Annotated in this window: 14 protein-coding genes; 11 read left to right on the top strand and 3 right to left on the bottom strand. The window is 70.0% G+C overall.

The features are described 5' to 3' along the window. Positions 1-244: 244 nt before the first annotated feature. The 10 genes from ACP7AS_RS05095 to murG are packed head-to-tail and all read left to right on the top strand — an operon-like array spanning position 245 to position 11605. The gene (locus ACP7AS_RS05095; protein WP_426027781.1) at positions 245-694 is read left to right on the top strand and encodes a division/cell wall cluster transcriptional repressor MraZ; all 450 of its coding nucleotides are present in this window, start codon (positions 245-247) and stop codon (positions 692-694) included. Further along, a complete protein-coding gene (gene rsmH, locus ACP7AS_RS05090) occupies positions 691-1644 on the top strand; it encodes a 16S rRNA (cytosine(1402)-N(4))-methyltransferase RsmH (protein WP_426027780.1) in 954 nt (317 codons plus the stop codon). Before ACP7AS_RS05095 ends, rsmH begins: the two co-directional genes overlap by 4 nt. After that, positions 1641-2075: a cell division protein FtsL gene (ftsL, locus tag ACP7AS_RS05085; protein WP_426027779.1), complete on the top strand. Its 435-nt coding sequence runs from the start codon at positions 1641-1643 to the stop codon at positions 2073-2075. The genes rsmH and ftsL overlap by 4 nt, the downstream gene beginning before the upstream one ends. Then, positions 2072-3805: a peptidoglycan D,D-transpeptidase FtsI family protein gene (locus ACP7AS_RS05080; protein WP_426027778.1), complete on the top strand. Its 1734-nt coding sequence runs from the start codon at positions 2072-2074 to the stop codon at positions 3803-3805. The genes ftsL and ACP7AS_RS05080 overlap by 4 nt, the downstream gene beginning before the upstream one ends. Beyond that, on the top strand, positions 3802-5268 hold the full coding sequence (locus ACP7AS_RS05075) for a UDP-N-acetylmuramoyl-L-alanyl-D-glutamate--2,6-diaminopimelate ligase (protein ID WP_426027777.1): 1467 nt from the start codon (positions 3802-3804) through the stop codon (positions 5266-5268). Before ACP7AS_RS05080 ends, ACP7AS_RS05075 begins: the two co-directional genes overlap by 4 nt. Further along, positions 5261-6688: a UDP-N-acetylmuramoyl-tripeptide--D-alanyl-D-alanine ligase gene (locus ACP7AS_RS05070; RefSeq protein ID WP_426027776.1), complete on the top strand. Its 1428-nt coding sequence runs from the start codon at positions 5261-5263 to the stop codon at positions 6686-6688. The genes ACP7AS_RS05075 and ACP7AS_RS05070 overlap by 8 nt, the downstream gene beginning before the upstream one ends. Positions 6689-6697: 9 nt before the next feature. After that, on the top strand, positions 6698-7807 hold the full coding sequence (mraY, locus tag ACP7AS_RS05065) for a phospho-N-acetylmuramoyl-pentapeptide-transferase (protein WP_426027775.1): 1110 nt from the start codon (positions 6698-6700) through the stop codon (positions 7805-7807). 4 nt (positions 7808-7811) lie between these two features. Then, a complete protein-coding gene (gene murD / locus ACP7AS_RS05060; protein ID WP_426027774.1) occupies positions 7812-9314 on the top strand; it encodes a UDP-N-acetylmuramoyl-L-alanine--D-glutamate ligase in 1503 nt (500 codons plus the stop codon). 6 nt (positions 9315-9320) lie between these two features. Continuing rightward, positions 9321-10502, top strand: coding sequence for a peptidoglycan glycosyltransferase FtsW (locus tag ACP7AS_RS05055; RefSeq protein ID WP_426027773.1), 1182 nt, complete (start codon positions 9321-9323; stop codon positions 10500-10502). Positions 10503-10510: 8 nt separating this feature from the next. Then, positions 10511-11605, top strand: a complete 1095-nt coding sequence (gene murG / locus ACP7AS_RS05050; protein ID WP_426027772.1) for an undecaprenyldiphospho-muramoylpentapeptide beta-N-acetylglucosaminyltransferase — start codon at positions 10511-10513, stop codon at positions 11603-11605. A 4-nt stretch (positions 11606-11609) separates the two neighbouring features. Here murG and ACP7AS_RS05045 read toward each other — a convergent pair whose 3' ends face one another. Then, positions 11610-12083 (bottom strand): hypothetical protein, encoded by a 474-nt coding sequence (locus tag ACP7AS_RS05045; protein WP_426027771.1) that lies wholly within the window; start codon positions 12081-12083, stop codon positions 11610-11612. A gap of 72 nt (positions 12084-12155) precedes the next feature. Beyond that, entirely contained in the window at positions 12156-12650 is a 495-nt protein-coding gene (locus ACP7AS_RS05040) for a hypothetical protein (RefSeq protein ID WP_426027770.1), read from the bottom strand. Positions 12651-12698: 48 nt separating this feature from the next. Between ACP7AS_RS05040 and ACP7AS_RS05035 the strand changes: the two genes are divergently transcribed. Beyond that, the gene (locus ACP7AS_RS05035) at positions 12699-13427 is read left to right on the top strand and encodes a WecB/TagA/CpsF family glycosyltransferase (protein WP_426027769.1); all 729 of its coding nucleotides are present in this window, start codon (positions 12699-12701) and stop codon (positions 13425-13427) included. Between the two features lie 68 nt (positions 13428-13495). On the opposite strand, the gene smc is transcribed toward ACP7AS_RS05035, so the two are convergent. Further along, positions 13496-16936, bottom strand: a complete 3441-nt coding sequence (gene smc / locus ACP7AS_RS05030; protein WP_426027768.1) for a chromosome segregation protein SMC — start codon at positions 16934-16936, stop codon at positions 13496-13498.

Here is a 16936-nt window from a genome sequence, read left to right as displayed (position 1 = left end):
ACCTTTTGGCCCGGAATGCGGCGCAGGATCAGTCCACAGCCTGTCTATACTTGGGTCGTTCTCTGTATGTTCTGAGCGTTGCAGGGTTTCGTGCCGCAATTAAGGTTAACCTTCGTCAACTAATCCCATTGAGACCCATTTCATCCCATGCTATCCCAATGACAGTGCGTTGGGGTGGGCGGACGCCGCGTGGCGTTGACAGGATCAGAGGGGCGGATCGTCAGATCCGAGTTTGGGGCAGGGCGTGTTTCTCTCGACCTACGAGAAACAATTGGACGGCAAGCGACGCCTGCTGATTCCGCAGGAGTTCCGTACCGCTGACAACGGCGCCGAGCATGGCGTCTTCTGCTTCTTCTCCATGGCGTCCGATTGCCTCGAAGCCGGCGGCGACAAGCTGATGGCCGAATACGTCACCCGCATCGAGGCCCTGCCGTTCGGCAGCGACCGCCGCACCGCGCTCGAGGAAACCTTCTACGCCGGCCAGCGCCCGCTCTCGTATGACGGCGGCGGCCGCATCACCCTGCCGGAAAGCCTGTGCCAGGATGCCGACCTCGGCGAGGATGTGGTCATCGTCGGCCTGGGCCCCCGTTTCCAGATCTGGGACCGCGCGCGCTGGAACGCCCGCCGCGACGCCCGCCGCGCCCTGGCCCGTCAGGTGATGCTGGGCGATGATGCGAACGGGCAGGGCACATGAGCGCGCCCCACGCCCCCGTCCTCCTCGATGAAGTGATCGAGGCGCTCGCGCCCCGGGCCGGTGATGTGATCATCGACGCCACCTTCGGGGCCGGCGGCTATTCGCGCGCCATTCTGGCGACCGGGGCCACGGTCATCGGCCTCGATCGCGACCCGACGGTCCAGCCCCACGCCGAAGCGGTGGCCAACGCCTACCCTAGCCGGTTCCAGCTGATCCGCACGGCCTTCTCGGGTCTGGCCGACGCCTTCGCGCAGTCGGGCGAGACCAGGCTGGACGGCGTGGTCTTCGACATCGGCGTCTCGTCGATGCAGCTGGATCAGGCCGAGCGCGGCTTCTCCTTCATGCGCGACGGGCCGCTGGACATGCGGATGAGCGACGAGGGCGAGACCGCCGCCGACATCGTCAACACCTGGGACCACGGGCCGATGGCCCATATCTTCAAACTGTACGGCGACGAGCGCCAATCAGGCCGGGTCGCCACCGCCATCCTGCGCCGCCGCGTGGAAAAGCCGTTCGAGCGGACGCTCGATCTGGCCGCTGTGGTCGAAAAGGCCCTGGGCGGCCGGCGCGGCGCGCCCATCCATCCGGCGACCCGCGTGTTCCAGGCCCTGCGCATCGCCGTCAACGACGAACTGGGCGAGCTGCGCGCCGGGCTGGAGGCGGCCGAGGCCACGCTGGCACCGGGCGGACGCATGGTGGTGGTCACCTTCCATTCGCTGGAGGACCGGATCGTCAAGGCGTTCCTGACCGAGCGCACCGGCAATGCCCCGGGCGGTTCGCGTCATGCGCCGGTCGCGATCGAAACCCGCAAGCCCAGCTTCACCCTGTTGTTCAAGGGTGCACACGAGGCCGGCGAGGTCGAGGTGGCGTCCAACCCCCGGGCTCGGTCGGCCAAGCTGCGCGCCGCCGTGCGCACCGACGCCGCCCCCTGGGGGAGGATCGCCGCATGAGCCCGGCCGTCGCGACCCTGAACCGGCTCTACGCCTGGAAAATCCGCGGCGTGCGCTGGGTCGAGATCATCGGCGTCATGCTGGTCGCGGCCATGGTGTTCTCGGTCTATCTGGCCAAGGCCGCCGCCGCCCGCGAGAGCGCCCGCATTGCCGATCTTGAGCGCCAGATCACGGACAACGGCCAGCGCGTCCGCCTGCTGCGGGCCGAGGTCGCCCGTCTGGAACAGCCCGGGCGGCTTGAATCCCTGTCGCGCGGCGCGGGTCTGGGCCCGGTCGATGTGCATCGTCAGGCGACCGAGGAGAACCTGCCGAACCTGACGGCCGTGCCCCCCCTTCCGGTGCCCGCCCCTCCGGTGCCGGCACCGGTCGCGGCTGCGAACCCCGAGACCGTCGCGCCCGCTCCGGCTCCCGCTCCGGAGCCTGTCCGGTGAGCGCCCACGATCCCTTCGCCGCGGACCGCCCGGTCTCCTATGGCGTCCGGCGCTACATGCCGTCGTGGCGCTGGCTGGCCGAGGCCATGTGGTGGGTCGAGCATTCCTTCGGCCGCGCCCACGCCGACGCCCGGCCCGAGGAAGACACCCGGGTCCGCATCTTCGTCATCCTGTCGCTGTTCTCCGCGGTCTTCTGCTGCCTGGCCCTGGGGGCCGCCCATGCCGCGCTGATGACCGACAAGGGCGGTGTCGGCTCGACGATCCATCCCAATGCGGTGGTCCGCGCCGACCTGATCGACCGCAACGGGGCGCTGCTGGCCACCAACATCACCCACTATGGCCTCTACATCGACCCGGCCGAAGTCTGGGACCGCAAGGCGGCCGCCATCCAGATCAAGCGTGCCCTGCCGCGCGTTTCGATGGCCAAGCTGAACAAGGTTCTCGGCGGAGACCGTCGCCTGCTGGTGATCAACCGCCTCACGCCGCAGGAGAAGGTCGCGGTCCACGCGCTTGCGCTGGGCGGGATCGGCTTCGAACCCGAGGACGTTCGCGTCTATCCGCTGGGCGAGTCGGCGCGTCACGTCGTCGGCAATGTCGATACCGGCGGGGTTGGCCTGTCGGCGGCCGAAAGCGCGTTCAATGACGAAATCCGTGCCGCCGGCGCGCGCGGCGAAAGCTTCCAGATCTCCATCGACCTGCGCATCCAGGGCATTCTCGAGAACGAACTGGCCGCTGCCGCCGCCGAGACCCAGGCCAAGGGGGCGGTCGGGATCATCACCGACGTTCAGACCGGCGAGGTCCTGGGCATGGCCAGCTGGCCGTCCAGCAACTCCCGCAACCTGGCCACCGCTGCGACCTTTGAAATGGGCTCGGTGTTCAAGACCTTCACCATCGCCGCCGCCATCGACACGGGCCGGGCCGATATGAACACCCTGCTGGACGCCACCGAGGCTTTGCAGATCGGCAACCGCCGCATCACCGACTTCCACGCCACCAACAAGGTGCTGACGCTCGAGGAGGTCTATCTCCACTCGTCCAACATCGGCACCTCGCGCCTGTCGACCGAGATGGGACCCCGCGTCATGCGCGACTATTTCGAGCGTTTCGGCCTGCTGTCGCGGGCCCCGTTCGAAATCCGGTCCGAGATGCCGATCATTCCGCGCGAGTGGTCGGACTCGACCCTGGCCTCGCTGTCGTTCGGCTATGGCATCTCCATCACGCCGCTACAGATGGCGGCCGCCATGCAGGCCCTGACCAACGGCGGGCGCTATATCCCCCTGACGTTGCGCAAGGGCGGTCGACCCGACGTGCAGGCGCGTCAGGTCATCTCGCCGACGACCTCGCTGACCATGCTGGACCTGATGCGCCGCAACGTCGTGCGCGGTTCGGGCGGGCGGGCCGAGGCTCCGGGCCTGCGCGTCGGCGGCAAGACGGGCTCGGCCAACAAGTCGGTCAACGGCCGCTACTCGACCGCCCATGCCGTCGGCACCTTCGCCGCCGTCTTCCCGGCCGACGGTCCGGTCAATGCGCGCCGCTACCAGATCATGGTGCTGGTCGACGAGCCCCAAACCTATCCGCGCACCGGCGGCTTCGTCGCTGCGCCCGCCGTGGGCCGCATCGCCGACCGGATCGCCCCGTTCCTGAACATCCAGCGTCGCGCCGACCCCTACCGGACCGCGGTCGGCGACAAGATCCCCGCCTTCGAGGACCAGGAAGGCGACGGCCGATGAGCGCCGTTCCGATCAGTATCAAACTGTCGGAGCTGCTGCGTCGCGACGTGGCTTCAGATCCGGTCATCACCGGCGTGACGGCCGACAGCCGCAAGGTCGGGCCGGGGTCGCTGTTCGTGGCCCTTCCGGGGACCGCCGCCGACGGTCGGGCGTTCATTCCGCAGGCCCTGTCGCGCGGGGCCGCCGCCGTTCTGGCACCGGCCGACACGGATGCAGCCATGGCACCGGTGCTGGTGACCTCGGGCGACGTGCGCCGGGCCTACGCCATCGCCGCCCGCAGCTTCTACGGCAGCCAGCCGGCGACCTGCGTGGCCGTCACCGGCACCAACGGCAAGACCTCGGTCGCCGCCTTCTGCCGTCAGATCTGGGCCTCCCTCGGTCTCCATGCCGCGAGTATGGGAACCCTCGGGGTTTTGGCACAAATGGGTAACGTTAACCGAGAGTTGACAGGCCCCGGTCTGACCAGCCCCGACGCGGCCGACGCTGCCCGCACCCTGGCCGATCTGGCCACGGCGGGCGTGACCCATCTGGCGCTGGAGGCCTCGTCGCACGGCATCGACCAAAGGCGGCTGGACGGCGTGACGTTGAAAGCAGCAGCCTTCACCAACCTGACCCAGGACCATCTCGACTACCACGGCAGTATGGACGCCTATCGCGACGCCAAGCTACGGCTGTTCGAGACCCTGTTGCCGCGCGGCCGGACCGCCGTGCTGAACGCCGACTCCGACGCCTGGTCCAGCTTCGCCGCGGCCTCGATCATGTCGGGCCTCGACGTCATGGGCGTGGGCGAGCGGGGCCGCGACCTGTCGCTGGTGGCCCGCCAGGCGACGCCCGAAGGCCAGCGCCTGACCATTGATGTGCGCGGGACTGTCTATGAGGTTCTCCTGCCGCTGGCCGGGGCCTTCCAGGCCTCGAACGCCCTCGTCGCCGCGGGTCTGTGCATCGCCGCCGGCGAGACGGTCGACCGTGTCCTGGGTGGGCTGGAGAAGATCACGGGTGCCCAGGGACGTCTGCAGCGGATCCCCGGTGGTGGTCGTGGCGAGGTCTATGTCGACTATGCCCATACCCCTGACGGCCTTGAGACCGTGCTCAAGGCCCTGCGTCCGCATGCGACCGGCCGGCTGATCGTCGTCTTCGGTGCCGGCGGCGATCGCGACAAGGGCAAGCGGCCCCTGATGGGCGAGATCGCCGGGCGTCTGGCGGACGTCGCCATCGTCACCGATGACAATCCACGCTCGGAAGACCCCGCCACGATCCGCAAGGCCGTCCGGGAAGGCTGCCCGACGGCGCGGGAAACCGGCGACCGCCGCGCCGCCATTCAACAGGCGATCGCGATGATGGGCGACGGAGATGTGGTGGTCATCGCCGGAAAAGGGCATGAGCAGGGACAGATCATCGCCGGGACCACCCATCCGTTCGATGACGCCACCGTTGCCGCCGAAGCCCTCCGACTCCATGCCTGACAGCCAGCCCCTCTGGACCTCAGCCGAAATTGAAGCCGCGACGGGTGGCCGCCTGTCCGGGCCTGCGTTTGCGGCAAACGGCATCACCTACAACAGCCGCGAGATCGTGCCGGGCGACCTGTTTCTGGCCCTGAAGGGCGTGCGCGACGGGCATGAGTTCGCCGCCTCCGCCTTCGCCGCCGGTGCGACGGGCGCGATCACCGAACACGCGGTCGAAGGCGGTCCCTGCGTCGTCACGGCCGACACCTTGCGCGCGCTGGAAGCCCTCGGCAGCGCCGCGCGCGATCGCAGTCCACAGGTCCGGCGCGGGGCCGTCACCGGCTCGGTCGGCAAGACCAGCGTCACCCAGGCCGTCAAGGCGGGCCTCGATCTGGCGGGTCCGGCCCACGCCTCGATCAAGAGCTACAACAACCATATCGGCGTGCCGCTGACCCTGGCCCGGATGCCGCGTTCGACGCAGCGCGCCGTGTTCGAGATCGGAATGAACGCGCCGGGCGAGATCGCGCCGTTGTCGAAAATGGTCCGCCCCCACGCCGCCTGCGTCACGGCCATCGGTCCGGTGCATATTGAGGCCTTTGCCGACGGCGAGGCCGGAGTGGCGGCAGAGAAGGCGTCGATCTTCGAGGGTCTGGCCCCCGACGGTGTCGCGGTGCTGAACGGTGACACCGGCTATTCGGCGCTGCTGGAGGCGGCCGCGCGCAGGGCCGGCGCGCGTCGCGTCAGCTTTGGAACCGCCATCGGGGCCGACGCCCGCCTGGTCGACTTCCAGCCCGGCCCGCAAGGCGCGAAGGTCACGGCCGAGCTGTTCGGCAGGACGATCGATTTCACCCTCGGTCAATCCGGCTTCCACTGGGGGCTGAACAGCCTGTGCGTCCTGCTGATGCTGGACGCGCTGGACGTCCCGCTCGACACCGGGCTGGCGGCGCTGGCCGACTTCCAGCCGCTGGCCGGCCGGGGTCAGACCCTGACCGTGGCGGCACCGGGCGGTGGCTTCACCCTGATCGACGAGAGCTACAACGCCAATCCGCTGTCGATGGCCGCGGGCTTCCGCAGCCTCGGTGCCAGGCCGGTCCCGGCCGGCGGGCGGCGCATCGTGGTCCTGACCGACATGCTGGAGCTGGGCGACCAGTCCCGCAGCCTGCACGAGGGCCTGGCCGTCGCCATCGCTGCCGCCGGGCTGGACCTGGTCCACACCGCCGGGCCGGAGATGAAGCGGCTGCACGACGTCCTGCCGCCCGCCCGCCGGGGCCTCTGGCGCGAGACCGCCGCCGAACTGGCTGCCGAGGCCGCCGATCTGGTGGCCTCCGGCGACGTGGTCATGGTCAAGGGTTCGAACGGGTCGAGGGCGTCGCTGGTCGCGAAGGCCCTGTCAGACCTCGGCTCCCCCTCAAGCAGCGACGCGCCGCGCGCGGAGCGATAGGGAAACAAGATGTTCTACCTCCTCTATCTCCACTACGCGGACATCGCGAAGGACTACCCGCTTCTGAACCTGGTCCAGTACCAGACGGTGCGGGTGGCGCTGGCCATGGCCACGGCCATGATCGTGTCGGTCGCCATGGGCAGCCGGTTCATCGCCTGGATGCGGGTCAAACAGGGCAAGGGCCAGCCGATCCGCGCCGACGGCCCGGTGTCGCACCTCTCCAAGGTGGGTACGCCGACCATGGGCGGGCTGATGATTCTGGCGGGCATCGCCGTGGCCGTGCTGCTGTGGGGCGACCTGACCAATCCCTACATCTGGATCGTCAGCTTCGTCACGGCGGCCTTCGGCGTGCTGGGCTTCATCGACGACTACGCCAAGGTGACCAAACAGACCTCGGCCGGCCTGACCTCGAAGCAGAAGCTGGTGGCGCAGGTCATCGTCTCGGTCATCGCCGGGGTCATGACCGTGCTGTGGATGACGGCCTCGCCGACCACGCCCAACCTCGAGACCTCGATCGCCTTCCCCTTTTTCAAGGCCGTGCTGCTGAACGTGGGCTGGTTCTACGTCCTGTTCGCCGCCTTCACCCTGGTGGGCTTTTCCAATGCGGTGAACCTGACCGACGGGCTGGACGGGCTGGCCATCGTGCCGGTGATGATGGCCGCGGCGGCGTTCGGGCTCATCGCCTATCTGGTCGGCAACTTCATCTTCTCGGACTATCTCGGCGTCCACCATGTGCCGGGCGCGGGCGAGCTGGCCATCTTCTGCGCCGCCATCATCGGCGGGGGCACCGGCTTCCTCTGGTACAATGCCCCGCCCGCCAAGATCTTCATGGGCGACACCGGTTCGCTGGCCCTCGGCGGTGCGCTCGGCGCCATCGCCGTGGCCACCAAGCACGAGCTGGTGCTGGGCATCGTCGGTGGCCTGTTCGTCATCGAGGCCGCCTCGGTCATGATCCAGGTCGCCTATTTCAAGGCCACCAAGAAGCGCATCTTCCTGATGGCCCCGATCCACCACCATTTCGAGAAGATGGGCTGGCCGGAATCCACCGTGGTCATCCGCTTCTGGATCGTCTCGGCCATGTTGGCGCTCGCCGGCCTCGCCACCCTGAAGCTGCGATAGGGCGATGATCCCGGTCCCCGGTTTCGAAGGGCGGCGCATCGCGGTCTTCGGCCTGGGACGGTCGGGACTGACGGCCGCGCGCGCACTCAAGGCCGGCGGGGCGCTGCCGGTGCTGTGGGACGACAGCGTCTCCAGCCGGATGCAGGCCGAGGCCGAAGGGTTCGCGGTCGAGGACCTGACCAGTGCCGACTGGTCGGGGTTCGCCGCCCTGGTGCTGTCGCCGGGCGCGCCGCTGACTCACCCCAAGCCGCACTGGACCGTCGGCAAGGCGAGGGCCGCGGGCGTCGAGGTTCTCGGTGATATTGAGCTGTTCGCCCGGGCGATCGCGGCGCTGCCGGAAGGCGGGCGGCCCAGGGTCGTCGCCATCACCGGCACCAACGGCAAGTCGACGACGACCGCCCTGCTGGGCTGGGTGCTGAAACAGGCGGGCCTCACGGTTCACGTCGGCGGCAATATCGGCATCGGCGTGCTGGCCCTGCCGGTCCCGACGCCGGGCGCCGTCTATGTGATCGAGGTGTCGAGCTATCAGCTGGACCTGACGACCTCGTTCGCGCCGGACGTGGCGATCCTGACCAACATCAGCCCGGACCATCTGGACCGGCACGGCGGCATGGAGGGGTATGTCGCGGCGAAGGCCCGGATTTTCCAGGCGCAGGGGCCTGGAGGGCTGGCGTTGGTGGGAACAGACGAGAGCTGGGGGCAAACGATCGCTGCCGACCTCGCCGCCGCTGATCGTCATGTCACGACCGTCTCCACATCCGTGCATCCCCGCGAAGGCGGGGACCCAGGTTTGAGCGACGATCCCCATGCCGGACGGCTATCCAGCGAGCGCTCGGACAGCGATGGTGAGGCCAAAGCCTGGGTCCCCGCCTTCGCGGGGATGCACGGAATTGAAGCGGGTGCCGGCGTGCTGAAGGTGGAGGGCGAGCCAGGAATAGACCTGTCCACCGCCCGCTCTCTCCCCGGCCGCCACAACGCGCAGAACGCCGCCTTCGCCTGGGCCGCCGCCCGCGCCGTCGGCGTCTCCCAAGAAGCCGCCGCCCAGGGATTGATGTCCTTCCCCGGCCTCGCCCACCGCATGGAGCATGTCGCCACCCTCGGCCGCGTCCGCTTCATCAACGACTCCAAGGCCACCAACGCCGACGCCGCGCGGCAGGCGCTGGCCAGCTATCCGCGCAGCTTCTGGATCGCCGGCGGACGGGCCAAACAGGGCGGCATCGATGACCTTGAGGAGCTTTTCCCTCGTGTGGTCGAGGCCTTCCTGATCGGCGAGGCAGCCGGGCCCTTCGCCGCTCGCCTCGGCGAGACGCCGCACCGGATCAGCGGCGACATGGCCTCCGCCGTGAAGGCCGCCGCCGAGGCCGCCGCCGCGACCGGGCGCGAGGAGGTGGTGCTGTTGAGCCCCGCCGCCGCCAGTTTCGACCAGTATCCCGACTTCGAGGCGCGCGGTGAAGCCTTTCGGGCCGCGGTCCTTAACCTCGGCGCTACCCCTTCAGGGCATGGTTAGCGAACCATGACCGCGCACAACTACAGCCCCGCCTTTTCGCGCAACGACCAGAGCCCGCTTGCGAAATGGTTCTGGACCGTCGACCGCGGCCTTCTGGCGGCGGCCCTGACGCTGGTGGCGCTGGGCGTGGCGCTGAGCTTCGCCTCCAGCCCGGCCGCCATCCTGGCCGACCAGTCCATCACGGACCCCTTCCACTATTCCTGGCGGATGATCGTCTGGGCCTCGATGGGTCTGGTGATCATGATGACGACGTCATTGCTGTCGCCGCGCGGAGTCCGCCGGATCGCCCTGCTCGGTTTGCTCGGTGCCATCGTGGTCATGACCGCCCTGCCTTTCATCGGCAATGAGGTGAAGGGCGCGGCGCGCTGGGTGAACCTCGGTCCGTTCAGCCTGCAGCCGTCCGAGTTCGCCAAGCCTTCGCTGATCGTCGTCGCGGCCTGGATGTTTTCCGAGGCCCAGAAGGGGAAGGGTGTGCCCGGAGTCAGTATTGCCTTCGCGGCCTGGGCCCTGACCGTCGGCCTGCTGTTGATCCAGCCCGACATCGGCCAGACCCTGTTGATCACCACCACCTTCATGGCCGTCTTCTTCATGGCCGGGGTGCCGCTGAAATGGGTTGCCGCCCTCGCGGCCGCCGGCGCCGCCGGGGTCGTCGGTCTGTATTTCGCCTTCAGCCACATGCGCGACCGGCTCAGCCGCTTCTTCTCGCCCGAGACCACCGACACCCATCAGATCGACCGCGCCTCCGAGGCCATCCGCGCCGGGGGTCTGGTCGGGCGTGGCGTCGGCGAGGGCGTGATGAAACGATCGGTGCCCGACCTGCACACCGACTTCATCTATTCCGTCGGGGCCGAGGAGTTTGGCCTGGTGCTCTCGCTGGCCATGATCTCGCTCTACGCCTTCATCGTCGTCCGCGGCATGCGCCGGGCGATGAAGCTGACCGATCCGTTCGAGCAGACGGCGGCGGCGGGCCTGTTCATGCTGATCGGTCTGCAGGCCAGCATCAATATCGCGGTCAATCTGAACCTGATCCCGACCAAGGGGATGACGCTGCCCTTCATCAGCTATGGCGGCTCATCCATGCTGGCCATGGGGCTGACCATGGGACTGGCCCTGGCCTTGACCCGCCGCCGCCCCGGTGCCTACGAGCCCGGTGCCAGCCTGCCACAGGGCCGGCGGATTTTGCCGTAAGGGCCGTCATGTCGTCGAAAATCTGCGTCGTCGCCGCCGGGGGCACCGGGGGGCATATGTTCCCCGCCGAAGCCCTGTCGCGCGAGCTTCAGGCGCGTGGCTGGCGCATCGCGCTGGCGACCGATCATCGCGGCGAGGCCTATGCCCATGACTTCCCCGCCGAGGAACGGATTGCGCTGGATGCCGCCACGGGGCGCGGGCCGATCGGCATGGCGAAGGCGGGGATCGCCATCTCGCGTGGGGTGCTGAAAGCCCGCAAGGCGCTGAACCGCCTGGACGCCGCCGTGGTGGTCGGCTTCGGCGGCTATCCGTCTGCCCCGGCCCTGCTGGCCGCCCTCAGCCAACGCCGCGCGACCCTGCTGCACGAGCAGAACGCGGTGCTGGGCCGCACCAACCGCTGGCTGGCCCCCTGGGTCGGAGCGGTCGCGTCGTCCTTCCCTCATCTGCAGAAGGTGCCGCAGGGGCTGGACGCGCGGGTCTCCCTGATCGGCAATCCCGTTCGTCCCGACATTCGCGCCCTCTACGACCGCGTCTGGACCCCGCCGATGTCCGACGGACCCATCCATGTGCTGGTCACTGGCGGCAGCCAGGGAGCCCGCATTCTCGCCGAGACCGCCCCGCGCGCGCTGGCAGCCTTGCCCGAGCCGATCCGCGCCCGGCTGCAGGTGCAGCAGCAGTCTCGCGCCGAAACCCTCGAGGCCGCGCAGCAGATCTATCTGGAGGCGGGGATCCGGGCCGAGGTCGCGCCCTTCTTCCGCGACATGGCGCACCGTCTGTCGGCGGCGCATCTGGTGATCGGCCGGGCCGGGGCCTCGACCTGTTCCGAGCTGGCGGTGGCCGCCGTGCCGTCGCTGCTGATCCCGCTGAAGATCGCCATGGACGACCACCAGCGCTTCAACGCCCTCAGCCTCGCCGAAGCCGGCGGCGCCGAGGTGATGCTGGAGGATGAGGTGAGCGTTCAGGCCCTGACCGGTGCCCTGCTGTCCCTGCTGTCCGATCCCGCCCGCCTGTCGGCCATGAGCGCGGGAGCCCGGTCCGCCGCCCTGCCGGATGCGACCCGGGCCCTTGCCGATATGGTCGAGGCATCGGTCCGGCCGGCCTGACCCGTCAGGGCTGGGCCGCGAAGATCTGCGCGGCCGTCGCGCGCGCGGCGGTCAGGTTGGCTACGGGCCGGGTTCGCGGTCGCTCGGTCGAACAGACGGCAGCCATGGTTACCGCACCGGGCGTGCCGGCGGTCGGAGCCGTCGCCGCCGCTGGTCCGGGATCTGTCCGCATGTGGGTCGCATCCTGATAGACCGCCGTGCGCACGGTGTGCACGGTCCCGGCGGTGCAATCGACATCCCATTCCATCGCCAGGGCGTTCGCGCCGTTGGCGATGGGCTGTTTCAGAAACAGCCAGGTCCAGGCCTGTTTGTGCCCCGTCTCGACCGGCCTTGGCTGGGTCATGAAGGCAACGACGCCCGGTACCTGGAAGATCGGCCGCATCGGCTCATCCGGGCCCGGGGTGACGTCCTGTGCCCGGACGGCTGCCGGGATTGCCACGGCGGTCGCCACGGCAAGACAAAGTGCGAGTGTTTTCATCCAAGCCTCCCGCAGCCGATTATGTCCGAAAAACGGCGATGCGCGAGTCCCGGAAGCGCTTGAATTCAATATTCAATGTGCGGTTACGGGGGCGGCCAGCGCTGCGCGTCCCACGCGAACGGCGTCGGCCAGAGTGTCGGCGTCCGCCTCGCCGACCGATGCGGGATCGCAGGCGACCGCCAGCAATTCCGCCGCATCCCCGCCCGCCGCCGCCGCATAGGCCGGGGCGGCATCCGGGGTCGCCGGCCCCTCGGTCCCGCCCTCACGCACCGAGGCGAAATCCAGCCGGTCGGCGGTCCGCGCCACGCAGTTGAAGGCCCACCACGACCATCCGCCCCAATAGGCCTGCCCGGCGGCCTGAAAGTCGTCTTCCGTGACCTGCAGGCTGCGCATCCGGACCGTGTCCCCGGTCCGCACGATGGTCGACAGGTCGGCCAGGACCGCGAACCGGCCCACCCCCGTCAGCACCAGCCGCAGCCCCTCCGACTGCGGCCCCTCGGCCCGGGCCCAGGCCGGACCGGCCAGGAGCATGAGGCCCAGAACGGTCGTCTGAAGGGCGTTTTTCATGCGCCATCGTAACCCGGTGTTGACCGCAGGGCGACTAGGTTGAGCCCCATGACGCGCTTCATGACGCTCGACTTCGCCGGCGGCGACCGGCCCGCGATGCTCAACCGCGTCATCGGCATGGCGCGCGGTGCCTATGGCTATGTCGTCACGCCCAATGTCGATCACGTCATCAAGCTGATGGACGGCCGCGTTCCGCGTGATGTCTATGAGGCTGCCGATCTGAAGATCTGCGACAGCCGCATCCTCTCGCATCTGGCCCGGCTGCGTGGCGTCGCCCTGCCGGTCTATCCGGGCTCGGACATGACGGCGGACCTGCTGGCGTCGCCCGCCGCCGAGGGCCTGGTCATCACCGTCTTCGGCCCGGATCGCGCGGCGTTCAACGATCTCGCCGCCCGCTATCCGCGCCAGACCCTGCGCTGGATCGAGGCCCCCATGCTGACACCCGGGACGCCCGGCTGGAACGCCGCCGTCCAGGCCGCCGCTCATGCCGAATGGGACGTTCTGCTGGCCTGCGTCTCTTTCCCGAAACAGGAGCTGTTCGCCCACGCCCTGCGCGCCGCCGGCCGCAAGACTGGCGTGACCCTGTGCGTCGGTGCCTCGGTGGATTTCCTCACCGGCCGCCAGCAGCGCGCCCCCCGCATCTTCCAGCAGCTGTCGCTGGAGTGGCTGCATCGGTTGGTGAGCCAACCCCGCCGCATGTTCCGCCGCTATGTCATCGAGGGCTCGGCGATCTTCGGCTGGTTCGTCAGGACCGAGGTGTTGGGACCCTCAAAATAATCCGCTCATCCCGGCGAAAGCCGGGACCCAGCGCCTTCGTTGCGCACGGTGGTCGGGATTGGCGGGTCTTACGCCGCCACGATCTCTTCCGCCTGCCCCAGGTCCACACTGACCAGCTGGGACACACCCCGCTCGGGCATGGTCACCCCGTAAAGCCGGTCCATCCGGCTCATGGTCACCGGATTGTGGGTGATGACGATGAAGCGGGTGTCTGTCCGCTTCCGCATCTCGTCCAGCATGCGGCAGAAGCGGTCGACATTGGCGTCATCCAGCGGCGCGTCGACCTCGTCCAGCACGCAGACCGGGGCCGGATTGGCGAGGAAGACGGCGAAGATCAGGGCTGCCGCCGTCAGGGCCTGTTCGCCGCCCGACATCAGGCTCATCACCGCCAGCCGCTTGCCGGGCGGGCAGGCGTAGATCTCCAGCCCGGCCTCCAGCGGATCGTCGCTCTCGACCAGTTTCAGCTCGGCCTGACCGCCGCCGAACAGGGCCTCGAACAGGCTTTTGAAATTGTCGTTGATGATGTCGAAGGCGGCGACCAGCCGCTCGCGGCCCTCGGCGTTCAACTCGTCGATGCCGTCGCGCAGTTTGGCGATGGCCGAGGTCAGGTCGCTGCGCTCGACCCGCATGGTGTTCAGCCGGTCGCCGTATTCGGTCGCCTCTTCCTCGGCCAGCAGGTTGACCGCGCCCAGCGCCTCTCGCTCGCGCTCCAGCCCGAACAGCAAGCTCTCGGCCCCGGCCGCATCCGGCGGGCGGGCGATGGCGTCGTCGGTCAGCTTCTGGCCCAACGCCTCCGGAGACATTCCGGCTGTCTCGCGCAAATTGTGCTCGGCTTCAGCCAACCGCTCCGCCGCCGCTTCCGACCGCGCCGCCAGCCCGGCCCGGGCCTCGCGCGCAGCCGACGCCTCCGCCTCGGCCGCGCGGGCTGCCCGGTCCGCCTCGCCGGCCGCGCCTTCAGCCAGGGCAAGGGTGTCGCCGGCCGCCTTGCGGCGCGTCTCGGCGCGGGTCAGGGCGTCCAGCAGTGACGATCGTTGCGCCGCCAGCCGGTCCGGCGCGTCGCCCGCGGCCTTCAACGCTGCGGACGCCTTTTCCGCATCCTTCCCGAGCGTGCTGATCCGGGCCCTGGATTCTTTGGCGCGCCCGGTCCAGCTGTCGCGTTCGCGGGTCAGGCCGTCCAGCCGCGCCTGGCGACCGGCGACCTCGCGGGCCTCGGTGTCGCGTTCGACCCGGGCCGTCGCCGCCGCGCCGCGCGCCGCATCTGCCGCCGCCCGCGCCGCCGTCAGCTCGGCGCGCAGGCTGTCCAGCGTTTCCGACGGGGCGTCAGACCCCTGCGCCTGGTCCAGCGCCACCCGCGCCGCCTCGACCTCGGCACCCAGCCGCGACAGGGCCTCGTCCAGCGCCTGGGCCCGGGCTTCCTTGCGGGCCTGTTCGCGGCCCAGCGCCTCGACCCGGTCGCGGGCCGCCGTGACGGCCTTGTCCAGCGGGAAGGGGGCCGCGCGGGCGGCCTTCACCGTCTCCTCGGCCGCCCGGAAGGCTTCGGCGGCGGCCTTCAGCGATGCCTGCGCGGCCTCCAGTGCCGGCTTGCCGGCGTCGATCTCGGCTTCCAGCTCCGACAGCCGGGTCCGCTGCGCCAGACGGACCGCGGCGGGCCGGGGGGCCTCGGCGCGCTGCACGAAGCCGTCCCAGCGCCACAGGTCACCCTCGCGCGTCACCAGCCGCGCGCCGACCGGCAGGGCCTTCGCCAGCCGCTCGATCCCGGTCACCGCAGCCACGCCGCAGAGCGCCAGCCCGGCCGCCAGCTGCTCCGGTGCCGACACGTGGTTCGCCAGCGGCTCCACTCCGTCCGGCCAGACCGGGGAGGGGACATCCGCCCCGGCCCAATAGGCTGCCGCCCGCGCGTCCAGCGCCGCGTCCAGATCGTCGCCCAGCGCCGCCGCCAGCGCGGCCTCATAGCCCTTGTCGGCCTGCACGCGGTCCAGCGCCGGCGCATGCTCGCGCCTGCCCTGCACCAGCAGCTGCGCCAGTCCCCGCGCCTCAGTCTGCAAACGACCCAGCCGATCCTCGGCCGCCCGGGCCGTCGTGCGGGCCTCGGCCTCGGCGCGCGCGTGGTCGCCGCGTTCGGCCTCCGCCGCCTCCACCGCCGCCCGGGCGGACGCCAGCTCGGCCTGCGCCGCCGCCAGCGCAGCCGTCGCGGCCTCGATCTCGGGGGTGACCAGCGGCCCCAGTCCCGCGCGCTCGGCCTCTGTTGAAGACAGCTGGGCCTCCGCCCGGGCGACCCGCGCCTCGGCATCGCGCTTCCGGGCGCTCTCGGCATTGATCCGGGCCTCGACCGAGGCCACCGCGCCCGCCACCCGTTCGACCTCGGCGTCGGCGGCCTTGCGGGCCTCTTCGGCGGCGGCGAGGGCGGCTTCCAGTTCGGGGCCGCGCGTCGGCGCACCGGCGATCTCGGCGGTCAGGGTCTCCAGCGCTTCGCCCAGCCGGGCCAGTTCGCTGTCGGCGTCGCCGGACATGGCGGTTTCGCGTTCGATGTCGGCGGAGAGGCGTGTCGTCTCGGCCGTCAGCCGTTCGACCTCGGCCCGCGCGGCCTGTTCGGCCATGTCCAGCCGGTCGCGCTCCAGACTGGCGCGGTGCAGCAGCGCCCCGGCCACAGCATCCTCTTCACGCGCCGGCTTCAGCGCCTCCTGCGCCGTCAGCGCCGCCGTCTGCGCCCGGCTGGACGCCGTCGTGGCCGCGCCCACGGCCCGCTCGGCCTGGGCCATGTCCTCGGCCGCGCCCTCGGCCGCCACGCGCGCATCGTTCCAGCGCACAAACAGCAGGGCCGCCTGCAGGGCCCGGATCTCGGCCGAGATCTTCTTGTAGCGTTCGGCCTGACGCGCCTCGCGCTTCAGACGGGTCAGCGCCGTCTCAAGCTCGCGACCGATGTCGTCCAGCCGCTCCAGATTGGTTTCCGCGGCCTTGAGCCTCAGCTCCGCTTCGTGCCGGCGCGTGTGCAGCCCGGCGACGCCACCGGCTTCCTCGAGGATGCGACGTCGGTTTTGCGGCCTGGCGGCGATCAGCTCGCTGATCTGGCCCTGTCGCACGAGGGCCGGACTGTTGGCACCCGTCGAGGCGTCGGCGAACAGCAGCTGCACGTCCCGCGCCCGCACCTCCTTGCCGTTGATGCGATAGGTCGAGCCCTGTCCGCGGTCGATGCGGCGCGACACTTCCAGCATCGGGCTGTCGGTGAAGGGCTGGGGTGCGCGACGCTGGGCGTTGTCTATGGTCAGCTGGACTTCGGCATGGTTGCGCGGCGGCCGGTCGGCGGCACCGGCGAAGATGACGTCGTCCATGCCCTGGCCGCGCATGGCCTTGGCCGAATTGGCCCCCATGACCCAGCGCAGCCCCTCCAGCACATTGGACTTGCCGCACCCGTTGGGCCCGACCACGCCGGTCAGGCCGGGTTCGATATGCACCTCGGCGGGATCGACGAAGGACTTGAAGCCCACAAGCCGGAGGCGCTGGAACTGCAT

This window comes from Brevundimonas sp. TWP2-3-4b2, assembly GCF_049897345.1.
Taxonomy (GTDB): Bacteria; Pseudomonadota; Alphaproteobacteria; order Caulobacterales; family Caulobacteraceae; genus Brevundimonas.
This window is presented reverse-complemented; position numbering and strand designations above follow the sequence as displayed.

What these genes read in the sequence shown, in the direction of transcription:
- ACP7AS_RS05075 (WP_426027777.1), top strand. Translation starts at nt 3,802, where the DNA reads ATGAGCGCCGTTCCGATCAGTATCAAACTGTCGGAGCTGCTGCGTCGC.
- mraY (WP_426027775.1), top strand. Translation starts at nt 6,698, where the DNA reads ATGTTCTACCTCCTCTATCTCCACTACGCGGACATCGCGAAGGACTAC.
- smc (WP_426027768.1), bottom strand. Translation starts at nt 16,936, where the DNA reads ATGCAGTTCCAGCGCCTCCGGCTTGTGGGCTTCAAGTCCTTCGTCGAT.
- murG (WP_426027772.1), top strand. Translation starts at nt 10,511, where the DNA reads ATGTCGTCGAAAATCTGCGTCGTCGCCGCCGGGGGCACCGGGGGGCAT.
- ACP7AS_RS05035 (WP_426027769.1), top strand. Translation starts at nt 12,699, where the DNA reads ATGACGCGCTTCATGACGCTCGACTTCGCCGGCGGCGACCGGCCCGCG.
- ftsL (WP_426027779.1), top strand. Translation starts at nt 1,641, where the DNA reads ATGAGCCCGGCCGTCGCGACCCTGAACCGGCTCTACGCCTGGAAAATC.
- ACP7AS_RS05040 (WP_426027770.1), bottom strand. Translation starts at nt 12,650, where the DNA reads ATGAAAAACGCCCTTCAGACGACCGTTCTGGGCCTCATGCTCCTGGCC.
- rsmH (WP_426027780.1), top strand. Translation starts at nt 691, where the DNA reads ATGAGCGCGCCCCACGCCCCCGTCCTCCTCGATGAAGTGATCGAGGCG.
- ACP7AS_RS05045 (WP_426027771.1), bottom strand. Translation starts at nt 12,083, where the DNA reads ATGAAAACACTCGCACTTTGTCTTGCCGTGGCGACCGCCGTGGCAATC.
- ACP7AS_RS05070 (WP_426027776.1), top strand. Translation starts at nt 5,261, where the DNA reads ATGCCTGACAGCCAGCCCCTCTGGACCTCAGCCGAAATTGAAGCCGCG.
- ACP7AS_RS05055 (WP_426027773.1), top strand. Translation starts at nt 9,321, where the DNA reads ATGACCGCGCACAACTACAGCCCCGCCTTTTCGCGCAACGACCAGAGC.
- murD (WP_426027774.1), top strand. Translation starts at nt 7,812, where the DNA reads ATGATCCCGGTCCCCGGTTTCGAAGGGCGGCGCATCGCGGTCTTCGGC.